Origin of the sequence: Bradyrhizobium quebecense (assembly GCF_013373795.3) — a bacterium.
Classification (GTDB): Bacteria; Pseudomonadota; Alphaproteobacteria; order Rhizobiales; family Xanthobacteraceae; genus Bradyrhizobium; species Bradyrhizobium quebecense.
This window is the reverse complement of sequence record NZ_CP088022.1, coordinates 6,090,058-6,110,799: the sequence shown is the minus strand read 5'-3', so window position 1 is coordinate 6,110,799 and position 20,742 is coordinate 6,090,058. Positions and strand designations below refer to the sequence as shown.

At 63.9% G+C, this 20,742-nt stretch carries 21 protein-coding genes; 12 read left to right on the top strand and 9 right to left on the bottom strand.

The genetic code is table 11. The features are described from left to right. The first annotated feature begins 148 nt into the window (after positions 1–148). Positions 149–298: a hypothetical protein gene (locus HU230_RS29495; protein WP_176528799.1), complete on the top strand. Its 150-nt coding sequence runs from the start codon at positions 149–151 to the stop codon at positions 296–298. A gap of 155 nt (positions 299–453) precedes the next feature. Here the strand turns inward: HU230_RS29495 and HU230_RS29490 are convergent, their stop codons facing one another. Together HU230_RS29490 and HU230_RS29485 are read right to left on the bottom strand one after the other, a co-directional pair. Then, positions 454–891: a lipocalin-like domain-containing protein gene (locus HU230_RS29490; RefSeq protein ID WP_176528800.1), complete on the bottom strand. Its 438-nt coding sequence runs from the start codon at positions 889–891 to the stop codon at positions 454–456. A gap of 361 nt (positions 892–1,252) precedes the next feature. Further along, positions 1,253–1,642, bottom strand: a complete 390-nt coding sequence (locus HU230_RS29485) for an EF-hand domain-containing protein (protein ID WP_176528801.1) — start codon at positions 1,640–1,642, stop codon at positions 1,253–1,255. 647 nt (positions 1,643–2,289) lie between these two features. Here HU230_RS29485 and HU230_RS29480 point away from each other — a divergent pair. Next, a complete protein-coding gene (locus HU230_RS29480) occupies positions 2,290–2,799 on the top strand; it encodes a hypothetical protein (protein WP_224943697.1) in 510 nt (169 codons plus the stop codon). Positions 2,800–2,849: 50 nt separating this feature from the next. Here the strand turns inward: HU230_RS29480 and HU230_RS29475 are convergent, their stop codons facing one another. Continuing rightward, positions 2,850–4,508 (bottom strand): FAD-binding dehydrogenase, encoded by a 1,659-nt coding sequence (locus HU230_RS29475; protein WP_176528802.1) that lies wholly within the window; start codon positions 4,506–4,508, stop codon positions 2,850–2,852. 278 nt (positions 4,509–4,786) lie between these two features. On the opposite strand from HU230_RS29475, the gene HU230_RS29470 reads away from it, so the two are divergent. The 6 genes from HU230_RS29470 (at position 4,787) to HU230_RS29445 (ending at position 10,136) form a co-directional block, all read left to right on the top strand. Beyond that, the gene (locus tag HU230_RS29470; RefSeq protein WP_176528803.1) at positions 4,787–5,263 is read left to right on the top strand and encodes a hypothetical protein; all 477 of its coding nucleotides are present in this window, start codon (positions 4,787–4,789) and stop codon (positions 5,261–5,263) included. Positions 5,264–5,361: 98 nt separating this feature from the next. Next, positions 5,362–5,598, top strand: coding sequence for a hypothetical protein (locus HU230_RS29465; protein ID WP_224943694.1), 237 nt, complete (start codon positions 5,362–5,364; stop codon positions 5,596–5,598). An 18-nt stretch (positions 5,599–5,616) separates the two neighbouring features. After that, positions 5,617–6,207 (top strand): SCO family protein, encoded by a 591-nt coding sequence (locus HU230_RS29460; RefSeq protein ID WP_176528804.1) that lies wholly within the window; start codon positions 5,617–5,619, stop codon positions 6,205–6,207. A gap of 92 nt (positions 6,208–6,299) precedes the next feature. Then, positions 6,300–7,343: a transporter substrate-binding domain-containing protein gene (locus HU230_RS29455; RefSeq protein WP_176528805.1), complete on the top strand. Its 1,044-nt coding sequence runs from the start codon at positions 6,300–6,302 to the stop codon at positions 7,341–7,343. Positions 7,344–7,463: 120 nt separating this feature from the next. Beyond that, on the top strand, positions 7,464–9,104 hold the full coding sequence (locus HU230_RS29450) for a lysine--tRNA ligase (RefSeq protein ID WP_176528806.1): 1,641 nt from the start codon (positions 7,464–7,466) through the stop codon (positions 9,102–9,104). Positions 9,105–9,350: 246 nt separating this feature from the next. Beyond that, positions 9,351–10,136, top strand: a complete 786-nt coding sequence (locus HU230_RS29445; RefSeq protein WP_224943691.1) for a class II aldolase/adducin family protein — start codon at positions 9,351–9,353, stop codon at positions 10,134–10,136. A gap of 85 nt (positions 10,137–10,221) precedes the next feature. On the opposite strand, the gene HU230_RS29440 is transcribed toward HU230_RS29445, so the two are convergent. Then, complete coding sequence (locus HU230_RS29440; protein ID WP_176528808.1) at positions 10,222–10,875, bottom strand: S24 family peptidase; 654 nt, start codon at positions 10,873–10,875, stop codon at positions 10,222–10,224. A gap of 200 nt (positions 10,876–11,075) precedes the next feature. On the opposite strand from HU230_RS29440, the gene HU230_RS29435 reads away from it, so the two are divergent. After that, positions 11,076–11,420 carry a DUF952 domain-containing protein gene (locus HU230_RS29435; RefSeq protein WP_168470963.1) on the top strand — a complete coding sequence of 115 codons (345 nt, stop codon included), beginning with the start codon at positions 11,076–11,078 and terminating at the stop codon, positions 11,418–11,420. After that, on the top strand, positions 11,417–12,514 hold the full coding sequence (locus tag HU230_RS29430; protein ID WP_173640396.1) for a quinone-dependent dihydroorotate dehydrogenase: 1,098 nt from the start codon (positions 11,417–11,419) through the stop codon (positions 12,512–12,514). The genes HU230_RS29435 and HU230_RS29430 overlap by 4 nt, the downstream gene beginning before the upstream one ends. Positions 12,515–12,664: 150 nt before the next feature. On the opposite strand, the gene HU230_RS29425 is transcribed toward HU230_RS29430, so the two are convergent. The 5 genes from HU230_RS29425 to HU230_RS29405 form a co-directional block, all read right to left on the bottom strand. Continuing rightward, positions 12,665–13,990 carry an MATE family efflux transporter gene (locus tag HU230_RS29425; RefSeq protein WP_176528809.1) on the bottom strand — a complete coding sequence of 442 codons (1,326 nt, stop codon included), beginning with the start codon at positions 13,988–13,990 and terminating at the stop codon, positions 12,665–12,667. A 114-nt stretch (positions 13,991–14,104) separates the two neighbouring features. Next, on the bottom strand, positions 14,105–14,839 hold the full coding sequence (locus tag HU230_RS29420; protein WP_176528810.1) for an MBL fold metallo-hydrolase: 735 nt from the start codon (positions 14,837–14,839) through the stop codon (positions 14,105–14,107). A gap of 23 nt (positions 14,840–14,862) precedes the next feature. Then, positions 14,863–15,174: a DUF6460 domain-containing protein gene (locus HU230_RS29415; RefSeq protein ID WP_176528811.1), complete on the bottom strand. Its 312-nt coding sequence runs from the start codon at positions 15,172–15,174 to the stop codon at positions 14,863–14,865. Positions 15,175–15,273: 99 nt separating this feature from the next. Further along, entirely contained in the window at positions 15,274–16,986 is a 1,713-nt protein-coding gene (locus HU230_RS29410) for an ATP-dependent DNA ligase (RefSeq protein WP_176528812.1), read from the bottom strand. Beyond that, entirely contained in the window at positions 16,983–18,059 is a 1,077-nt protein-coding gene (locus HU230_RS29405) for a ligase-associated DNA damage response exonuclease (RefSeq protein ID WP_176534811.1), read from the bottom strand. The genes HU230_RS29410 and HU230_RS29405 overlap by 4 nt, the downstream gene beginning before the upstream one ends. Before the next feature lie 132 nt (positions 18,060–18,191). On the opposite strand from HU230_RS29405, the gene HU230_RS29400 reads away from it, so the two are divergent. Together HU230_RS29400 and HU230_RS29395 are read left to right on the top strand one after the other, a co-directional pair. Further along, positions 18,192–19,118, top strand: a complete 927-nt coding sequence (locus HU230_RS29400) for a methyltransferase domain-containing protein (RefSeq protein ID WP_176528813.1) — start codon at positions 18,192–18,194, stop codon at positions 19,116–19,118. Between the two features lie 325 nt (positions 19,119–19,443). Then, entirely contained in the window at positions 19,444–20,670 is a 1,227-nt protein-coding gene (locus HU230_RS29395; RefSeq protein WP_176528814.1) for an ABC transporter substrate-binding protein, read from the top strand. Positions 20,671–20,742 lie beyond the last annotated feature (72 nt).

Below are 20,742 nucleotides of genomic sequence, written 5' to 3'. Positions count from 1 at the left end.
TGTCCGGCACGGGCCATCAGCGGTCACATTCGCACGATAGTCAAAGGCAGGCAGTGTCGGACTGCGAGAGGGCGCGTCGATTTGGTAGGCTTTCTTCCGGAACTGGATGGCTTGCCTATGAATACGAGGTCCCTCGGGAGGACAACGAATGAAGCGGATAGCCACTGCAATGATTGCCCTTGCTGTTTCGGTAATGTTTGCAGCCGCAGAGCCAGCAAAAGAACGCTACGAGCCAGGACTTGGCGAATTCATGACAGCCGCGCAGCTTCGCCACAGCCAAGCTGTGGTTTGCCGGTAGAGAAAGTAACTGGGACCTTGCTGCTTATGAAATCGACGAGATCAAGGAAGGTCTGGAGGAAGCCCGAAGGCTGCATCCAACCTTTGACGGCATTCCTGTCGCCGAGATGATGAAGACCATCATCGATCCGCGGATCGCGGAGCTTGAAAATGCGGTTATTCGGCTCGCTTGAAAACGGCCTCCAGCGTTACGTCTTTCACAAATGGCCTGTTAAACTTCAATTCGCTGTCCGTCAGAGAAGTGACGTTGCGCTTTTCTGAAGGATTGCCGGTCAGATTTGCGAAGGTGCTGGCCTGAATATCGAGACTAAGAACCATGCTGGTTTCGTCTAGCGAGTATTTGCCGAAATAAGCGATGGAGTTGGCGATCACGGCCTTAGCCTCTTCAGGCGTCGCTTTTGAAGGTAGGCCCGATTTGAGTTTAGGGAGATCAACGCTTGCCTGCATGAGCGTGAAATACCCGTTGCTGGTGTAGATAATCATGCCCTTCGCATTTTCACCGTAAAGCGGTAGCCTCGTACCGTCAGCGGAGACAGTATCAAGCGAGACCTGAACCCAGGTGCCAACGAGCGTATCCTTGGGAGATTTTTCCAATCGACTTCTCCTTGATAGTCAGCATGGTCCTCTAAGGTATTCCGATTGTGCGCGGCCGATCTTATCAAAATAAGGTCGGATGTCCGTTGAGGGTCCAAACTCGGAAGTTGAAGGGCCCAACCGAGAAGTCCGCTTCACCCCCGGCACCGAACTTTCGATAGCCAGTGCGGCACTTCCGAGAAGGGGCCAGAAGGCGACATGGAAGGTGTGGCCCGCTTAGCCACAACTCGGGCATGCCGACCCTTCGCAAGCCGGCGAACATTCGCTTATCATGAGCCAGTTCGGGTTATTCGTTTGGGCGAGTAGCGTACACGAGTTAGTTGCTCTACCTGCTGGTCAGACTTGGGCCGCAGAAACCTGATCACCTGGCCCCATGGATGAACGCTTGCATCTCTTCCAGCGTAAGCTTGCCATCCTTATTGCTATCCATTGCCTTGAAAATTCGTTCGTGAGCTGCCTGAAACTCCTGCAGTGAGATGGTCCCGTCGCCGTCGGCGTCCATCAGAGCGAACATCATACGCATCATAAAAGGTGGTCCCATCACCCCTCCACCCATCATGCCGCGCCCCATCATGCCGCCGCCCATCATGCTTCCGTGCCCCTTCGTGCTCGCGCCTTCCTGGCCCATCGGATGCGATTGCATTTGTTGCTGATCTGGTTGGGGTGTCACTTGGTTCTGTGCAAAGGCACCGACAGTGCCGTACGCCAGAATGAGAGCAGATGTCGTGAGTCCCAAGATGCGACTGTACATTTGAAACCTCCTCAGCAGCGTCTACCGCGCGTCGAAATTACGCCGATAGCGGTTTGGTACAAGATACCTTTCCGGCCCAATATTTATATCGCACTGCAACGACCCTTTGTCAGTCGTGGGCTACTTCCGGTGTAGGCCAGACTCGGAAGAACTCGCGTCGAGCGTATCAAGTCCGCTTCGCGACAATTGCGGGCTTGTGGTATCAAAGACGCTTCCGACCTGAGGCGGTCCCTGGAGCTATGCGAAAAAGAAGCTTCCGATTGAAAACGGCTCCGGCAGGCCACTAACTATTTTTGTCGAGCTTGAAACGCTGGAAAGGGTCATCCCTGCAGGCGGCAAAGCTGTCGTCACCCTGCCCGATAACCCGACCTCGTTTCTGGAGGTGCGCGACGGGATGGTGGTTGTTTGGAACAACGGTCCCGGCGAAGCGAGCATTGAAATGTTGAATGAATGAAGCTGCCATGTCGGCTTCGGATCACAAGGCGACATTCCTGGGGTCGGGGTCGCGTGCCCGCTTTGCCATCGAAAGCGGACATTTCGAGTTTATGAGTACGCGCCCTAGAGCAAGATGAGAGTAAGCCGTGGCGGGGCATTTGCATCAATTCTGAATAATTGAAATATTTCCCTGAGTTGCCCGACGTGTCAAGTTGCTGGTCGAACGCCGGCCACCGCAGGCTGCTTTGCATGGGGTTGTTTTCGATATTTTGGCAGCGCCCTGCGACGAACGGATTTCCGGCCGGAACCTAAAGCGAGGAAAGCCCGTTGTCGCGGGATGTTGGGGGCAATCAACACAAGGAATGCTCATGCGCATCTCTACGGCATCCGTCATCGCTGCGGCGCTCTCGCTTGGAACACCGGCTTGGGCGCAAGTGCAGGGAACGCAACCGAAGACGCCGCCGCAGGCTCAGTCTGACGAGTCCACCGTCATCCGGAGCATACAGGTCGTGGACGTCAAGGAACTGCAGCCCGAGGTCCGGTCAAAGGTCGAGGCTGTCGTCGCAAAGGCAAGCGAGGACGACCTGAAGAACCTGCGGGGTTCCATCGACGCGTCTACGGAAGCAGTATCCGCACTGAAGGCGAAGGGCCTCAGCTCGGCACAGGTCGTTGCAGTCAATCTCACCAATGGTGTCCTGACGCTTTTCACCAAGACGGCCTGAAGAAACTCCGAATTCAACAACAGAGACCCGCCGGTTCATGCCCGGCGGGTCTAGTTCACCGCCTTCGCCGCCGCACGCCCGGCGTTGCGGCCCGAGAACAGGCAGCCGCCGAGGAACGTGCCTTCCAGCGATCGATAGCCGTGCACGCCGCCACCGCCGAAGCCGGCGGCTTCGCCGGCCGCATAGAGTCCGCGGATGATCTGGTGATCCCTGCCGAACACGCGCGAATCGAGGTCGGTCTCGAAGCCGCCGAGCGTCTTGCGGGTGAGGATGTTGAGTTTCACCGCGATCAGCGGGCCGTGCGCGGGATCGAGGATGCGATGCGGCTTCGCGGTGCGGATCAGCCTGTCGCCGATATAGCGCCGGGCATTGTGCAGGTTCATCACCTGGGCGTCCTTGACGTAGGGATTGGCGATCTCGCGGTCGCGTGCCTCGATCTGTGTCTTGATGGCATCAAGCTGCAAGAGGTCGCTGCCGGCGAGCTTGTTCATGGCGCCGACGAGGTCGGCGAGATTGTCGCGCACGATGAAGTCGGCGCCGTGCTGCTTGAAGGCTTCGACGGGTGCCGGCGCGCCCTTGTTGGTGGCGCGCTTGATCGTCATGCGCCAGCTTTTTCCCGTGAGGTCGGGGTTCTGCTCGGAGCCCGATAGCGCGAACTCCTTCTTGATGATGCTCTGGGTCAGGATGAACCACGAATAGTCGTAGCCCGTGCCCATGATGTAATGCAGTTGCCCGAGCGTGTCGGAGCCCGGGAACAGTGGCGCCGGCAGCCGCTTGCCGGTGGCGTCGAACCACAGCGATGACGGTCCCGGCAAAATCCGGATGCCGTGACGTGGCCAGATCGGGTTCCAGTTCTGGATGCCTTCGACGTAGTGCCACATGCGGTCGCGGTTGATCAGCCGGCCGCCGGCCGCCTCGGTGATGCCGATCATGCGGCCGTCGACATGTTCGGGCACGCCCGAGATCACGAACTTCGGCGGTTCGCCGAGCCGCTTCGGCCAGTTCTGCCGCACCAGATCGTGATTTCCGCCGATGCCGCCGGAGGCGACGATCACTGCCTGCGCACGCAGCGAAAAATCACCGGTGACGTTGCGCGAGGAGCTCTTGCCGCGCTCGACATCAGATGGTTCCAGGATCGCGCCGCTCACGCCATCGACTGTGCCGTTGCTGATGCTGAGCGCATCGACACGATGGCGGAACTTGAACACCAGTTGTCCGCTCTTGGCGGCCTCGCGCGCGCGGCGCTCGAACGGCTCGACGATGCCGGGGCCGGTGCCCCAGGTGACGTGGAAGCGCGGCACGGAATTGCCTTGGCCCATGGCGTCGTAACCGCCGCGCTCGGCCCAGCCGACCACCGGGAAGATGCGATGGCCCATCGCGCGCAGCCAGTCGCGCTTCTCGCCCGCAGCGAACGCGACATAGGCTTCGGCCCATTTGCGCGGCCAATGATCCTCCTCGCGATCGAAACCGGCAGTGCCCATCCAGTCCTGCAGCGCCAGTTCGACGGAATCCTTGATGCCGAGCCGGCGTTGTTCCGGCGAATCGACCAGGAACAATCCACCAAACGACCAGAAGGCCTGGCCGCCGATGCTCTGTTCCCCTTCCTGGTCGAGCACGATGACGCGCTTGCCCGCGTCAGCGATCTCGGTCGCGGCGACCAGACCGGCAAGCCCGGCGCCGATCACGATCACATCTGCATCGTCAGCCATTTTGATTTCCCCCGTCCCGCCGGAATTCAAGACCGCGTCGTTGTGCGCGGTCAACGTCAAATGGACCTTGCCTGTGGCGGCGAGGCATCAAATGGTTGCGGCAAACTGTTCCAGTTTGGGACCTTTTCCACGCGCCACTGCAGCGTGCGCGCAACACCCAATTTGAATTTGTTTTGACCGGCTTCGCTCGTCTGGACAAAAATCCGCGGCGGCAACACGCTCACGATTGTCTTGCATCACAGACCAAACAGATTCGGTTTCGACTGGGGCTGGCCAAAATGAAGTTGATGACGGGGTTGCTCGCTGCGGTTCTCCTGCTGGCGGGAATGGGGGCGTCTCAGGCAGTGGTCAGGATCGCCGACGATCGCGGCGGCAAGATCGGCATCTATGTCGACAAGTACCAGGACCTGCGCACATCGGGCGAAACCGTGATCATCGACGGGCTGTGCGCCTCGGCCTGCACCATCGTGCTCGGCAAGGTCCCACATGACCGGATCTGTGTGACCTCACACGCCAGTCTCGGCTTCCATGCCGCCTGGGATTACGGCGACAACGGTCGCCCGGTCCCCAATCCCGAAGCCACCCATATGCTGTATCTGATGTACCCGCCGGCGGTACGCAAATGGATCGCGGACCGCGGTGGCTTGACCCGGCACATGATCTTTCTGCGCGGTAAGCAACTGCAGGCGCTGTACAAGCCGTGTTACCTCAACGCCCAGGCCTCGGCGCCCAAGCCCGCCGAGCCCGCGCGCTGAGCCCGATCTCGGCGAGCGTCCTCTCTCGTCGTGGCCGGTAGACCGGGCCTGACGAGGTTAGCGCCGGCCATCGCCTCGCTATCATTTGACGGCCTGCGATGGCCATTGCGCTTGCTGCCTGCCGGAACCCGGCTTATCTCAACCGCATGGTTCAGCCGATCTCCACCCGATCCGAGCTCGTGACGGCTCCGCAGGGCCGGGTGGCATCTGCAATCCTGTGGGGCGCTGCCGGGATCGGCGGATTGGCCTTGCTCGCCGCTGCCGAGCTCTGGTTCCACTACGGGACCGCGGTGTTTTTCGAAATGATCACGGCCGGCATTGCCGCCTGCTTCTGACAAGGACGCCCTCGCATCATGCCCCGGACCACGCGCCCATTGGTGATCTTTGCCGCCTTCGCGGGCAGTCTGGCGGTCGGCCTGTTCCTCATGTTGTGGGCGGTCGGCGGCTTGCGCACCGTCGCCGCGCCAGCCGCGATCGGCGGGCCGTTCCAGCTTACCGACCAGTCCGGCCAGACCGTCTCCGACAAGAACCTCCAGGGCAAGCCGACGCTGATCTTCTTCGGCTTCACCCATTGCCCGGACATTTGCCCGACCTCGCTGTTCGAGATCTCGGAGGTCCTGAAGGCGATGGGCAAGGACGCCGACCGCGTGAATGCCTATTTCGTCTCGGTCGACCCGGAACGCGACACTGCCACGGCGATGAAGGACTACCTTTCGAGCTTCGATCCGCACCTCAAGGGCCTGACCGGCGATCCCGCGGCGATCGCCAAGGTGCTGTCGAGCTACCGGGTCTACGCCAAGAAGGTGCCGCTGAAGGATGGCGACTACACGATGGATCACACCGCGCTGATCTACTTGATGGACCGCGACGGCCATTTCGTCGCGCCGTTCAATCTGAAACGGACGCCGGAAGAGGCGGCGACCGATCTCAAACGGTATCTTTGACCGCCTTTTCCGGCTCAGAATTAACCCCGATCGGCGCTCGCATCACGCGCCGGATGGTCTATAAGCCGTTCAATTCCCTAAAATTGCCGGTTATGCCAGATTTGTCCGCCCAGCCCTTTGTCGTCCGCTCGCGCCAGCTTCGCCTGGCCGTAGGGATGATGGCGGCCGCCCTGCTGGCCTCGGCGGAGCCTGCGCTCGGGCAGACGCCCTCGGCGCCGCAGACACCGCCGGCCAAGCCGGCGCCTGCGCCGGCCCAGCCCGCCAAGCCTGCCCCCGCAAAAGCGGCACCAGCGACGCCCCCGGTAGCAACGCCGCCCGCAGCTGCCGCCCCGTCGCCTCCGAACCAGCCGCCCAAGGCCGCCGAAGCCGCGCCGCAAGCGGTGCCGGGCTTCTGGGACCCGCGACGACGGCCGGATCGGCCCGACCTGTCGCGCCTCACGGTGATCCGCTTCCTGACCGAGACCGACTATCCGCCGTTCAACTTCACCGGTCCGGACGGCAATCCCGCCGGCTTCAATGTCGACCTGGCGCGTGCGCTCTGCGACGAGATCAAGGTCACCTGCACCATCCAGATGCGCCGCTTCGAGACCCTGATCGATGCGCTGGCGACCAACCGGGGCGATGCCATCATCGCGTCGATGGCCGTGACGCCGCAGCTGCGCGCCAAGGTCGATTTCACCGATCCCTATTACCGCGCGCCGGCGCGCTTCGTGTCGCGCCGCGACAATGTGATGCCGGAAATCCGCCCGGAATATCTCGAGGGCAAGAAGGTCGGCGTCATCGCCGGCACCTCGCACGAGGCCTACCTCAAGGCGATGTTCACCGACGCCGAGCTCCATTCCTATCCGGATAGCGATGCGCTGCGCGCGGCGCTGCGCCGGGGCGAGGTCGACTTCATCTTCGGCGATGCGATCTCGCTCGCGTTCTGGATCAACGGCACCGATTCCGCCGAATGCTGCGCGTTCTCGGGCGGCCCCTTTGTCGAGAGCCGCTATTTCGGCGAGGGCGTCGGCATCGCCGTGCGCAAGGGCAACGATCTGCTCCGGCAGTCGCTGAACTGGGCGCTGTTCCGGATCTGGGAAAAAGGCCGCTTCACCGACCTGTGGCTGCGCTATTTCTCGATCAGCCCGTTCTGAATTCGTCATTCCGGGTTCGATGCTGCGCATCGCCCCGGAATGACGAAAAACTTCCCGCCGTTTTGCATTTTGCCGCGAAAGCGTTAGTTTTCGCGGCCATTTTGGAGAAAGCCTGAAGAAATGTCCGTGATTGATCTTGCTGCCAGCCCGAGCGACCTGCGGGCGCTCGCCGAACAATCCAACGCCTGGCCGTTCGAGCAGGCGAAAGCGATTGTGGCGCGGCTGAAGAAAAATCCGAAGGACGAGGTGCTGTTCGAAACCGGCTACGGCCCCTCGGGCCTGCCGCATATCGGCACCTTCGGCGAAGTCGCGCGCACCACGATGGTGCGCCATGCCTTCCGCGTGCTCACCGAGGACAAGATCAAGACGCGCCTGCTCGCCTTCTCCGACGACATGGACGGGCTGCGCAAGGTGCCGGACAACGTGCCGAACAAGGAATTGCTGGCGCAGCATCTCGGCAAGCCGCTGACCAAGGTGCCCGATCCGTTCGGCACCCATCCGAGCTTCGGCCAGCACAACAATGCGCGGCTGCGCGCCTTCCTCGATCAGTTCGGCTTCGACTACGAATTCGCGAGCTCGACCGAATACTACACCTCCGGCCGGTTCGATGCCGCGCTGCTCCGCATGCTGGAGCGGATCGAGAAGGTGATGGCGATCATGCTGCCGTCGCTGCGCGAGGAGCGCGCGGCGAGCTACTCGCCGTTCCTGCCGATCTGTCCGCGCACGGGCCTCGTGCTTTACGTCCCGGTGACGGCGCACGACGCCAAGGCTGGCACGATCTCCTATGAAGATCCCGAGACCAAGGAGAGCGTCACCGTTCCCGTCACCGGCGGCCGCTGCAAGCTGCAATGGAAGCCGGACTGGGCGATGCGCTGGTACGCGCTCGGCGTCGACTATGAAATGGCCGGCAAGGACCTGATCGACTCGGTGAAGCTATCCGCCAAGATCTGTTCGGCGCTCGGCGGCACCCCGCCCGAGGGCTTCAACTACGAGCTATTCCTCGACGAGAAGGGCCAGAAGATCTCGAAGTCGAAGGGCAACGGGCTGACGATCGACGAATGGCTGCGCTATGCCTCGCCGGAATCGCTGTCGCTGTTCATGTATCGCGAGCCGAAGGCGGCGAAGCGGCTCTATTTCGACGTCATCCCGCGCAATGTCGACGACTATCAGCAGTTCCTCGACGGCTTCACGCGGCAGGAGGCGCGGCAGCAGCTGCAAAATCCGGTCTGGCACATCCATTCCGGCAAGCCGCCGCAGGCCGACATGCCCGTCACCTTCCAGCTCTTGCTGACGCTGGTGTCGTCGTCGAATGCGGAGAATGCCGAGACGCTGTGGGGCTTCATCGGCCGCTATCGTCCGGGCGTGACGCCGCAGACCCATCCGAAGCTCGATGCGATGGTTGGCTACGCCATCAACTACTATCGCGACTTCGTGGCGCCGACCAAGCAGTTCCGCGAGCCCACCGAAGGTGAGCGCGCCGCGCTGCAGGATCTGCGCGATGCGCTTGCCAACATACCGGCCGACGCGACCGCGGAAGACATCCAGAACGTGGTCTACGAGATCGGCCGCCGCGAACCGTTCCTCGACATGGTCAAGAAGGGCAAGGATGGCCGTCCCGGCGTCTCGCTCGACTGGTTCAACATGCTCTACCAGGTGCTGCTCGGCCAGGAGAAGGGCCCGCGCTTCGGCTCCTTCGTCGCGGTCTACGGCGTACAGAACGCGGTGAACATGATCGACGGCGCGCTGGCGCGGTCGTCGTAGTTTGAGGGATGCGTAGCCCGGATGGAGCGCAGCGAAATCCGGGAAGCGTTCCCAGCGGCCCCACGTGTCCCGGATTGCGCTTCGCTCCATCCGGGCTACGAGGTTACGGCTGCGGCGTAGCGCCGCAAAATCCGGATGGCTGATCCCCGGCAATTTCAGCCGGGGTTGCGTCCGATTGCGCTACACTCCGTCCCACAAAATCAGCACGGCCTCCGCCGAGAGGCCGGCACAGATGGGAGCATGCGCATGCAGTTCAGGGTTTCGCCGACATCGCTGCAGGACAGTTCGAGCGCCGAGGAATGGCAGGCGCGGGTCGATCTCGCGGCGGCGCATCGGCTCGCCTATATCCACGGCTTTTCGGAAGGCATCTTCAACCATCTCACCTTCGTGGTGCCCGGCCGCACCGACCGCTACTATCAGATCCCGTTCGGCATGCATTGGTCGGAGGTGACCGCGTCGTCCTTCATGGAGGTCGGCATCGACGATGCCGAGGTGAAGCGAGGCGAGGGTGAGGTCGAGCGCTCCTGCTATTGCATTCATGCGCCGATCCACAAGGCGCTGCCGCAGGCCAAGGCGGTGTTCCACACCCACATGCCGTATGCGAGCGCGCTCACGCGGCTCGAGGATCCGCGCATCAAGGAGATCGGGCAGACCGAGGTCGGGCTGTCGGAGGCGATTGCCTATGACGATCTCTACACCGGCCCGGCGCTGGATCCCGAGGAAGGCGCGCGGCTCGCCAAGGTGATCGGCAACAAGACCATCCTGTTCATGGCCAACCACGGCATCTCGACCGTCGGTGAGACCGTCGCCGACGCCTATGACCGGCTCTATTACATCGAGCGCGCCGCGCAGGTGCAGATCTATGCGATGTGGACCCAGCAGCCGCTGAAGCAGTTGCCGCAGCATGTGGTCGAGAAGACCAAGCGCGATTTCCGCGACGACCATCTCTACAACGGCCCGAGCCCGGCGCAGCGGCATTTCGATGCGCTGAAGCGGATGCTGGACCGCAAGGAGCCGGACTACGCGACGTAAGGCATTCGGACGGCGCTCCAACCTCCGCTGTCGTCCCGGCCTTCGCTGGGACGACACTGGTTTTGTGGCGACTGAATCGCCTCAGCTACTGGCTCGCCCACACCACGCGCGCGATCCACGTGACTTCTTCGGCATCGAGCATGCGGTCGGGGTGTTCCGGATTGAGCGATGCGAGTTCCAGCACCTTGCCGGTGCGTCGCTTCAGTTCCTTCACCATCACCTCGCCGCCGGTCGTACGCACCACGACGCGGTCGCCGCGGCGGATCGCGGTCGCGGGTGACACCACGATGATGTCACCTTCGCGATAGGCCGGCTTCATCGAGTCGCCCTCGATCTCCAGCGCATAGGCGTGCTCGTCGGTGGTCGCCGGCAGCGCCACTTCATCCCAGCCCTTGCCGGCGGGAAACCCGCTGTCGTCGAAATAGCCGCCGGCGCCGGCCTGCGCGAAGCCGAGCAACGGCACCGACTGGCCGGCGCGCGGGCCATCACCGAGCAACTGCACGAAGGTCTCCATGCTGGCATTGCTGGCTGCCAGCGCCTTGGAGAGCGATTCGGTCGACGGCCATCGCTCGCGCCCGTCGCCGGTCACGCGCTTGGACTTGTTGAAGGTGGTGGGGTCGAGACCTGACTGCTTGGCAAGGCCGGACGGCGACAGGCCGGCACGTTCGGCGAGCCGGTCGAGCGCGGCCCAGACCTGCGCGTGGGTTAGCGGTCGGGCGGCTTTGGACTGTTTGGCCATCGAGGACACCCCGGATGGTAGGAATTATTACCTGAAACCGGGCGTTTCCGCAAATCTGCCGCCGGATGTGTCCCGGCACCGCTTGAGTTGCGCCGCTGCCGCCGATACGGTCCCTCGCTCGCCAAATGGCGTCTGGGGCATTTCCCCTCAAATCCGGATAAAACCCCAAGAGACTCAAGGACAAAAGGGAAGGCCGGGCCGTGCCCATGATCTACAAAATCACTCCCGCTTCGGCCTGGCGCGAGGCCGAGCGGCAGGGCGTCTACCGGGGCAGTGCGGACGACAATCGCGACGGCTTCATCCATTTTTCCACCGCCTCCCAGGTGGCCGAGACCGCGCGCAAGCACTATCACGGGCAAACCGGCCTGTTCCTGGTCGCGGTCGATGCCGATGCGCTCGGCGACGCCTTGCGCTGGGAACGCTCGCGCAATGACGAATTGTTCCCGCATCTCTATGGCGAACTCGACCTCGGCGCGGTCACCGAAATCCTCAGCCTTCGCGCGCGCTCCGACGGCGGCCACGACGTTCCGGAGCTGAAGCCGTGATCCGTGCCTTCGACGCCTTCTCGCTGCCGCTGCTGCGCTGGTTCGATCCTGAAGATGCCCATCGCATGGCGATCCAGGGCTTGAAGCTGCTGCCGCCGATCCGGCAGCGGGCGGATGATCCCAAGCTCGCGGTACGCGCCTTCGGGCTGAACTTCCCGAACCCGATCGGCATGGCGGCGGGTTTCGACAAGAGCGCCGAGGTGCCCGACGCGCTGCTGCGGCTTGGTTTCGGCTTTGTCGAGATCGGTTCGGTGACGCCGAAGCCGCAAGCCGGCAACCCGCGGCCGCGGCTGTTTCGCCTCGAGCGCGACGAGGCCGTCATCAACCGCATGGGCTTCAACAATGACGGCGCGGAAGCCGTGCTGCGCCGGCTCGCCGCGCGCGCCAGCGGCGGCGGCATCATCGGGGTCAATGTCGGGGCCAACAAGGATTCGACCGACCGCGTCGCCGACTATGTGAAGCTGATCGAGACGTTTGCCCCGGTCGCGAGCTATTTCACCGTCAATGTTTCTTCGCCGAATACGCCGGGCCTGCGCAATCTGCAGCAATCGGCGGCGCTCGACGATCTGCTGGCACGGGTCATCGATACCCGCGAGCGCGTGCGCAAGAACGCCGGCGATTCGCCGGTGCTGCTGAAGATCGCGCCGGATCTCAGCCTCACCGAACTCGACGATGTCGTTCATATCGCCCGCTCGCGGCGCGTCGACGGCATGATCGTCGCCAACACCACGCTGGCGCGGCCCTCGACCTTGCGCGAGGAGAACCGGGCCAGGGAGCAGGGTGGCCTGTCGGGCCGTCCGCTGTTCCGCCTCTCGACCCGGATGGTCGCCGAAACCTATGTCCGCGTCGAAGGTGCATTTCCGTTGATCGGCGTCGGCGGCATCGATAGCGGCGGCGCCGCGCTGACCAAGATCCGCGCCGGCGCCAGCCTGATCCAGCTCTATTCCTCGCTGGTCTACAAGGGCATCGGCCTGGTCGACGACATCAAGCGCGATCTGTCCTCGACCCTGCTGCGGACCGGCCGTGACTCCCTGTCGGAAATCGTCGGCGCCGATGCCGCGACCATCACCGCCGAAGATTGGCCTGTCAGGTAGCCGTTCTTACCTCGCCCCCGCTTGCGGGGCCGTGAGCGGGACCCTCCGCGGATCCAGTTCTTACCGCCTTCTTGGAGACAGCCCCTCACCCCAGCCCTCTCCCCGCAAGAGCGGGGCGAGGGAGCAGAGCATCGCTTCGCTGCATCCGGGCTACGCAGTCTTGAACGTTTTCCTGAACTGCGCCGGATAGCGCAGGCCCTGCAGGCCGCCGCGCGCGACGTAGAAGCCGAGCAGCGCGATCCACAGCCCGGTGTTGCCGAATGCGCTGAGCGCCCACCAGGCGGCGAGGAAGATCGCGAGCGAGGCTAGCATCAAATTGCGCATCTCGCGCGCCCAGGTCGCGCCGACATAGATGCCGTCGAAGCCGAAGGCGAACACACCGGGCAGAGGTGCCAGGATCACGAACGCCAGGAACTCGCGCGCATAGCGGCGCACGTCCTCGCTTGTTGTCATCAGGTTGATCAGCGCCGGTCCGAACAGCGCGAACAGCACCGAGACGACCAGCGCAAAGCCGACACCCCACAGCAGCACCAGCCGGGTCGAATCGGCAAAGCCGCGTGCGTCGCGCGCGCCGAAAGCGCGGCCGCAGAGCTGTTGGGCGGCGTTGGCGAGGCCGTCGAGGAAGAAGGCGCTCACCAGCAGGAAATTGTTCAGCACCGAGTTCGCCGCCAGCGTGACGTCGCCTTCGCGCGCGCCCTTCGCGGTGAAGAACAGGAACACGACGATCAGCGCCGCGGTGCGGACCATGATGTCGCGATTGACGGCCAGCATGCGCATCAGCTTGCCGCGGTCGAACAGCGTGGCCGCAGGAACGGCAAAGCCTGTTTGCGAGATCCGCCACGCCACCACGATGCCGACGGCGAAACCGGTCGTCTCGGCAAGCACGGCGGCGATCGCGGCACCGGCGATGCCGGCGCCGTAGACCTGCACCAGCAGCACGGTTGCGGCCATGTTGATCAGGTTGATCACGATCTGCAGCGCCAGCGCCAGATTGGCGCGCGCCTGCCCGACCAGCCAGCCCAGGATGACGTAGTTGGCGAGCGCCAGCGGCGCCGACCAGATCCGGATCATGAAGTACGTCTTGGCCGCACGCGTGACGCCTTCGCTGCCGCCCATCAGCTGGAATGTGACCGCGGCCAGCGGCACCTGCAACGCGATCAGCGTGGCGCCGATCAGGCCGGCGACGATGAAGCCGCGCACCAGGATCGCGGCATATTCCTGCGGCTCGCCCGCGCCCTGCGCCTGCGCGGTGAAGGCCAGCGTGCTCATGCGCAGGAAGGCGAACAGCCAGAACAGGCAATCGAAGATCACCGAGGCCATCGCCACCCCGCCGAGCAGCGCGGCATCGTCGAGGCGGCCGATCGCCGTGGTCGAGACGATGCCGATCAGCGGCGTGGTCAGGTTGGCGACCATCGCGGGACCGGCGATGGCGAACACCTGGCGGGTCGTGATCTTCGGGTGAATGGGTGCGTGCATGGCTACAGATGCAAGGAATAGGCGTTTCTATCGCGACATCCGTCGCGCGACCATGCCGGAATTGTCCTCAGAGCAATGCGGTGGCGGAGGGGCGGCCGACAGGGCATGGGATGGTCAGAACACCACGACCATGCCGTCACTCGCCGCCGTGTAGGGCAGGTTGTCGACGCGGCCGAGCATGTCGTCGCTCATATGGGTCAGCACCACGCGCCTGGCGTTGATGGCGGGCAAATGCGCTTCCAGCGTTTTCAGGCTGAGATGGTTCTTGACCATTTTGTCGTAGGTATAGGCTTCGGCGATGAAGAGGTCGGCGTTCTGCGCGGCTGGGATCAGCGCGTCGGTCCACTCGGTGTCGGCGCTGTAGCTGACGACACGGTCTTCCGCCTCGATGCGATAGGCGAGAAATGGCCCGCCGGACTCGCCATGCACCACAGGATAGGGCGTCACGCTCACCTCGCCGAAGCCGCGCCGCTCCTGCGGCGCGAGCGTGACGACGGACAGATCGAAGCGCTGTCTGGTTTTGGAAGAATGCTCGAACATCACCTCCATCACCTCAGGCAGCTTCGTTTCGATGCCTTGCGGCCCGGCAATCACCAGCGGCCGGGTGCGGCGGGAGAATTGCGCGTCGAGCAGGAAGAACGGCAGGCCGGCAAAATGATCGCCGTGGAAATGCGTGATCAGGATCAGGTCGATTGCGTCGCGGTCGATCTCGAGCCGCTTCAGTGCCGGCAGCGAGGACGCGCCGCAGTCGATCAGGAAATTGACGCGCTCGCCGCTGACATGGAAGCAGGTGTTGAAGCGGCCCCCGGAGCCGAATGCATCGCCGCAGCCGACAAATCGCAATTGCATCGGCTGCGGGCTTTCTTTTGGGATCAGCGGCCGCGCGGCGCGCCGAACAGCCGCGACAACAGCCAGATCGGGATCACGATCACGGCGCCGAGCAGGAAGTAGCGCCAGGCCCAGTTGATCGCGTCGAAGCCGAAATCCCAGATGGTCTGGAACAGCCTGCGGACGCTGTTGAGGATATTCCACGGGTCGAGGCCGATCGCGGCAAGCACGACGCCGACCAGGATCGAGAGCAGGATCAGCCGGAACGCCACCGAGAGCGGCGATCCGCCGAGAAAGCGGTACAGGCCGTCACTCTGGCTCTGGCCGGCCGGCAAGTCCCTGACGTCGTTCGGCATCGTTCTCTCCTGGCGGAATCGCCCGCGCATTATAGGTCACGGCGCAGCACATGGGAAATCTGTGAGCCGCGATCAATGGCTGCCATGCGCGCTTCGGGTTTAACTTCCTGTCATGGAGATTAACATCCGTTCAAGCGTCTCCAGCCGGTCGGCTTCGCGCGGCGGCTTGTCCCAGCGCAGGCGGCTGATCCGGGGGAAGCGCATCGCGACGCCGGATTTGTGACGCGGCGAGCGTTGCAGGCCCTCGAAGGCGACTTCCAGCACCAGCCCCTGATCCGGCTCGTGCACGACATGTCGCACCGGGCCGAACTTCTCGGTGGTGTTGCGGCGGACGAAGCGATCGATCTGCAACAGTTCCTCGTCGGTGAAGCCGAAATAGGCTTTGCCGACCGGCACCAGTTCGTCGCCGGCATCGCCACGGGTCCAGACCCCGAACGTGTAGTCGGAGTAATAGGACGAGCGCTTGCCGTGGCCGCGCTGGGCATACATCAGCACCGCGTCGATGACGTGCGGATCGCGCTTCCACTTCCACCATGGGCCTTTTGGCCGCCCGGGCAGGTAGGGCGCGTCGCGCCGCTTCAGCATCACGCCCTCGACTGCGTCGGCATCGTCGCCGGCGCCGGCGCTCTTCGGATCGGCGCGCGCTGCGGCCAGTTCTTCCCAGCTCGCGAACGGAACCGTCGGTGACAGATCGATGCGCGGGTCGTTCAGCTTGTCGACGAAGGCTTCGAGATGCGCGCGCCGCTCGGTGAAAGGCAGCTCGCGCAGATCGTTTTCGCCGTCGCCGAGCAGGTCGTAGGCGCGCAGATGGATCGGAAATTCCTTGATCAGCTTCGGCGAAACCACCTTCCGGTTCAGTCGCTGCTGCAACACGTTGAAGGTCTGCACGCGACCGTCGCGCAGCACCAGCAATTCGCCGTCGATCGCGAATGAAGCATGATGCCGAAAAGTGTGAAGCGGTTTTCGGGAGTCATCATGCTTCAAATCTAGAATATCTTGCAGATGCAGCGACGGCACGAGGTCGGGGAAGCTGCCGGTGATATCCTCGCCGGTGCGTGAATAGAGCCGCGCCTGGATGTGGCCGCGCGCATCGCGGCCGGCGACAGCCTGCACGCGGATGCCGTCCCACTTCCATTCCGCGCTGAAATCGGCGGCGTCGAGATTGGCGAAATCGCTATCCTCGATCGCATGCGCCAGCATCACCGGGCGGAACGGTGTCGGATCACGATTGATCGGCTGGTCGCCGCGGCCTTCGAGCCAGGCGAACAATTCGAGATAGGGCGGCGACAGGCCGGGCCACTCGATCTCGTGCGGATCCTTGTCGCCGAGTGTGGCCGCTGCGGTCTTCGCCAGCCGCGCCGAGATCCCGATCCGCATCGCGCCGGTGACGAGCTTCAGCAGCGCCCAGCGCCCGGTCTCGTCGAGCTCGTCCAGCCAGCGCGCCAGCTGCGCCGGCAAATCAGCCTTGCCGAGCGTGCGCAGCGTGGTGACGACGTCGGTGAGGGTGGGAGGAGGCGGGTTGTTGTGGCCCGGCAGCTCCGCCTTCGGCCACATCAGCGCGACGGTTTCCGAGAGATCGCCGACGTAATCATAGGAGTAGCCGAACAGCACCGGGTCGGCGCGTTCGGTGATCAGGTCGCGGATCAAGCCCGGCTTGGCGTGCTTGAACGACAGCGCACCGGTCAGCGCCGCCAGCGCGTAGCCGCGGTCGGGATCCTCGGTCTCGCGGAAATAGGCAACCAGCAGCTTGATCTTGTTGTTGCGGCCCGGCTCGTAGGCCAGGCGGTCGAGCAGCTCGGCAAAGCGGTTCATGTTTCGGCCTCGCCGGCGGGCTGTGCCTCGCCGATGGGCTGTGCCTCGCCGGTAATCGGTGCCGTCTCGCCCTCATCCTCGTCGCCATAGCCGACCAGATCGAGCGGCCGCGCGGCAAGGCCCTTGCTCTTGCACCAATGCACCAGCGCGTCTTCCTGGCCGTGGGTGACCCAGATCTCGCCGGCGCCGGTGGCGGCGATCGTCGCCGTCAGCCCGTCCCAGTCGGCATGATCCGAGATCACCAGCGGCAGCTCGACGCCGCCCTGCCGCGCCCGGGCGCGGACGCGCATCCAGCCCGAGGCGAAGGCGGTGACCGGATCGGGGAAGCGCCGCGTCCAGACATCGGAGGTCGCGCTCGGCGGCGCCAGCGTGATGGTGCCGGCGAGTTCGGCCTTCTTCATGCCGCGCGCGGGCCGGAGCTCGCCGAGCGGGATGCCGCGCTCCTGGTAATAATAGGTGATCTTCTCCATCGCGCCGTGCAGGTAGATCGGCGCGTCGTAGCCGGCCTCGCGCAGCAGCGCGATCACGCGCTGCGCCTTGCCGAGCGAATAGGCGCCGACCAGATGCGCGCGCTCCGGAAACAGCCTGACCGACGCCTGCAGCTTCTTCACCTCATCGGCGGCATCGCCATGGCGAAACACCGGCAGGCCAAAGGTCGCCTCCGTGATGAAGACGTCGCAAGGGACGAGCTCGAACGGCGCGCAGGTCGGGTCGCGTGCGTCCTTGTAGTCGCCGGAGGCGACGATCCTTGTATCCTTGCATGTGACCGATATCTGGGCGGAGCCCAACACGTGCCCGGCGGGATGAAACGTCACCGTGACGTCGCCGAGCCTGATCTCCTCGCCGTAAGCGACCGCCTGCGTCGTGCCGGCGAAATTCTCGCCGTAGCGCAGCCGCATCATGTCGAGCGTTTCCTGGGTCGCAAGCACTGCGCCATGCCCCGCCCGCGCATGATCGGAATGGCCATGCGTGATCAGCGCCCGTTCGACCGGCCTGACAGGATCGATGTGGAAGCCGCCGGGCTTGCAGCAAAGCCCGGCCGGGACGGGCATCAGGATGTCTTGCGGGCGCATTGTCCCTATATAGGCGATCGATCCGCGATGTTTAGCCGTCATCCGCGGGCTTGACCCGCGCTTCCATCTCCGGAAAAAGTCCGTGCTTTAATGGACGGCCAGACTTGGCCAAGATCGGTTCCCTAAGAGAAAATGGCCCCCCGCCTGTTTCTGTCCTCCGGCGACCTCGTTGCCGACCGCCGCTACGAGTTCGCGCGCGACCTGCAATTGAAGGGCGATCTGCCGGCTGCCGCCGAGCTGCTCGAACAGGCGATCGAGCTGGTGCCGAAATTCCTGTCGGCCTGGTACACGCTGGGCAAGATCCGCCTCGAGCTCGGCCAGCGCGATGCGGCGATCGCAGCCTTCCGCGCCGCGCGCGACGCCGATCCCGAAGACCGCCATGGCGCCGGCCTGCATCTGATGCAGCTCGGCGTCGAGGCCGTCGGCGCGATGCCGCCGGGCTATGTGCAGACGCTGTTCGATCAATATGCGCCGCGCTTCGAGGCCGCGCTGGTCGGCGATCTCGGCTATCGCGGCCCGGCGCTGCTGTTCAAGGCGGTGCTGTCGGTGCGCGCCTCAGCAAGGAAGCCGGCGTTCTTCAAGCGCGCGATCGATCTCGGCTGCGGCACCGGACTGGCGGCCGCAGCATTCGCCGAGCACGTCGATCGCTTCATCGGCATCGACCTGTCGCCGCGCATGATCGACAAGTCGCGCGCCACCGGGCTCTATGCCGAGCTCGAGGTCGACGACATGCTGAAGGGCATTTCGCGCAAGCCGGACGCCAGCGCTGAACTGATCCTCGCTGCGGACGCGATGGTCTATGTCGCCGATCTCGCGCCCGTGCTCGCCGAGGCCGCGCGCGTGCTGGTCGCGGGCGGCGTGCTCGCCTTCACGACAGAGACCCATGACAGCGAGGGTGTCATCCTCGGCGAGGGGCTGCGCTACGCCCACAGTGCAGCTTACGTGCGCGCCGCGGTCGCCGCCGCGGGGCTGACGTTGGCGCTGCTCGACGATCTCTCGGCGCGCAATGAGGACAACATCCCGGCGCCCGGGCTCGTCGCCGTCGCGACCAAGGCGTGACGCGCTTACCCTCCCCTGGAGGGGGAGGGTCGGTTCGCATGAAGCGTAGCGAAATGCGAAGCGGGGTGGGGTGATCTCTCAACACGGGCAGCGTTGTTCGCGGAAAGACCGTCACCCCACCCCGCCTCACATCTCGCTACGCTCAATGTGAGTCGACCCTCCCCCTCCAGGGGAGGGTGAAACCGCGATCCTTCGCATCGCACTCAAACTTGAGTCTACACGCTACGCATTTGCCGTGACGCGGCATTGCGCCGCAAAGCGGCGACTTCGCGCTTGCCCGGCGCATGGCGGGATGCGAGAGCTTTTCGTCTCAGGGAGAGAAATAATGAAAAAGCATACACGGCGCGAGTTCGGCGCCACTGCATTGTCTGTCATCGCAGCGTCCGTGCTGCCCGCGCCGTTCGTCCGGGCCGCCGACAAGAAGTACGATCCGGGTGCTGGTGACACCGAGATCAAGCTCGGCCAGACCGTGCCGCATTCCGGTCCCGGCTCGCTCTATGGCGTGCTGGGCCGCGTCGGCGAGGCCTATTTCCAGATGCTGAACGACAAGGGCGGCATCAACGGCCGCAAGGTGAAATTCCTCACCATGGACGACGCCTACAGCGCGCCGAAATGCGTCGAGGCGACGCGCCGCCTGGTCGAGCAGGAAGAGGTGCTGGCGCTCTACGGCTCGCTCGGCACCGCGCCGCAGACTGCCGTGCACAAATACCTCAATTCCAAGGGCGTTCCCCAACTGCTGTTGAACACCGGCGCCTCGAAATGGAACGACCCGAAGAATTTCAAATGGACCATGGCGGGCCTGCCGCTCTATCCGACCGAAGCCCGCATTCTCGCCAAGCATGTCGTCAGCGTGAAGCCGAGCGCCAAGGTCGGCATCCTCTACCAGAACGACGATTTCGGCCGCGACTTCCTCGGCCCGTTCAAGAAGGTGCTGGCCGATGCCGGCGGCAAGGCACAGGTGATCATGGAGCAGACCTACGATCTCACCGATCCGACGGTCGATTCCCAGCTCATCAATCTCTCGAAGTCGGGCGCCGACGTCTTCTACAACATCACCACCGGCAAGGCGACGTCGCAGTCGATCCGCAAGGTGGCCGAGCTCGGCTGGAAGCCGTTGCAATTGTTGTCGGCGGGCTCGACCGGCCGCTCGATCCTGAGCGCCGCGGGTCTCGAGAACGCCAAGGACATCGTCGCGATCCGCTACAACAAGGAAGTCGGCGTGCCCCGCTACGAGAAGGATGCCGATGTGGTCGCGTTCGAGGAGCTGCGCAAGAAGTACCTGCCGAACATCGATCCCGACAACACCATCGCCTTCGCCGGCTACGGCCAGGCGGCGACGATGGGCGAGATCCTGCGCCGCTGCGGCGACGATCTGACCCGCGCCAACGTGCTGAAGCATGCCACCACGCTGGCCGGCTTCCACTCGCCCTATTTCCTCGACGGCATCAATTACAGCTATACGCCCGACGACTACACGCCGATGAAGACGCTCTATGTCTCGATCTTCAACGGCAAGGACTGGGACCTCTTGGGCGAGCCGATGACGGAGTAGGGGGCGGCTCTTTTGCTGTTCTTCAACCTCGCCCCGCTTGCGGGGAGAGGTCGGATAGCATCGAAGATGCGA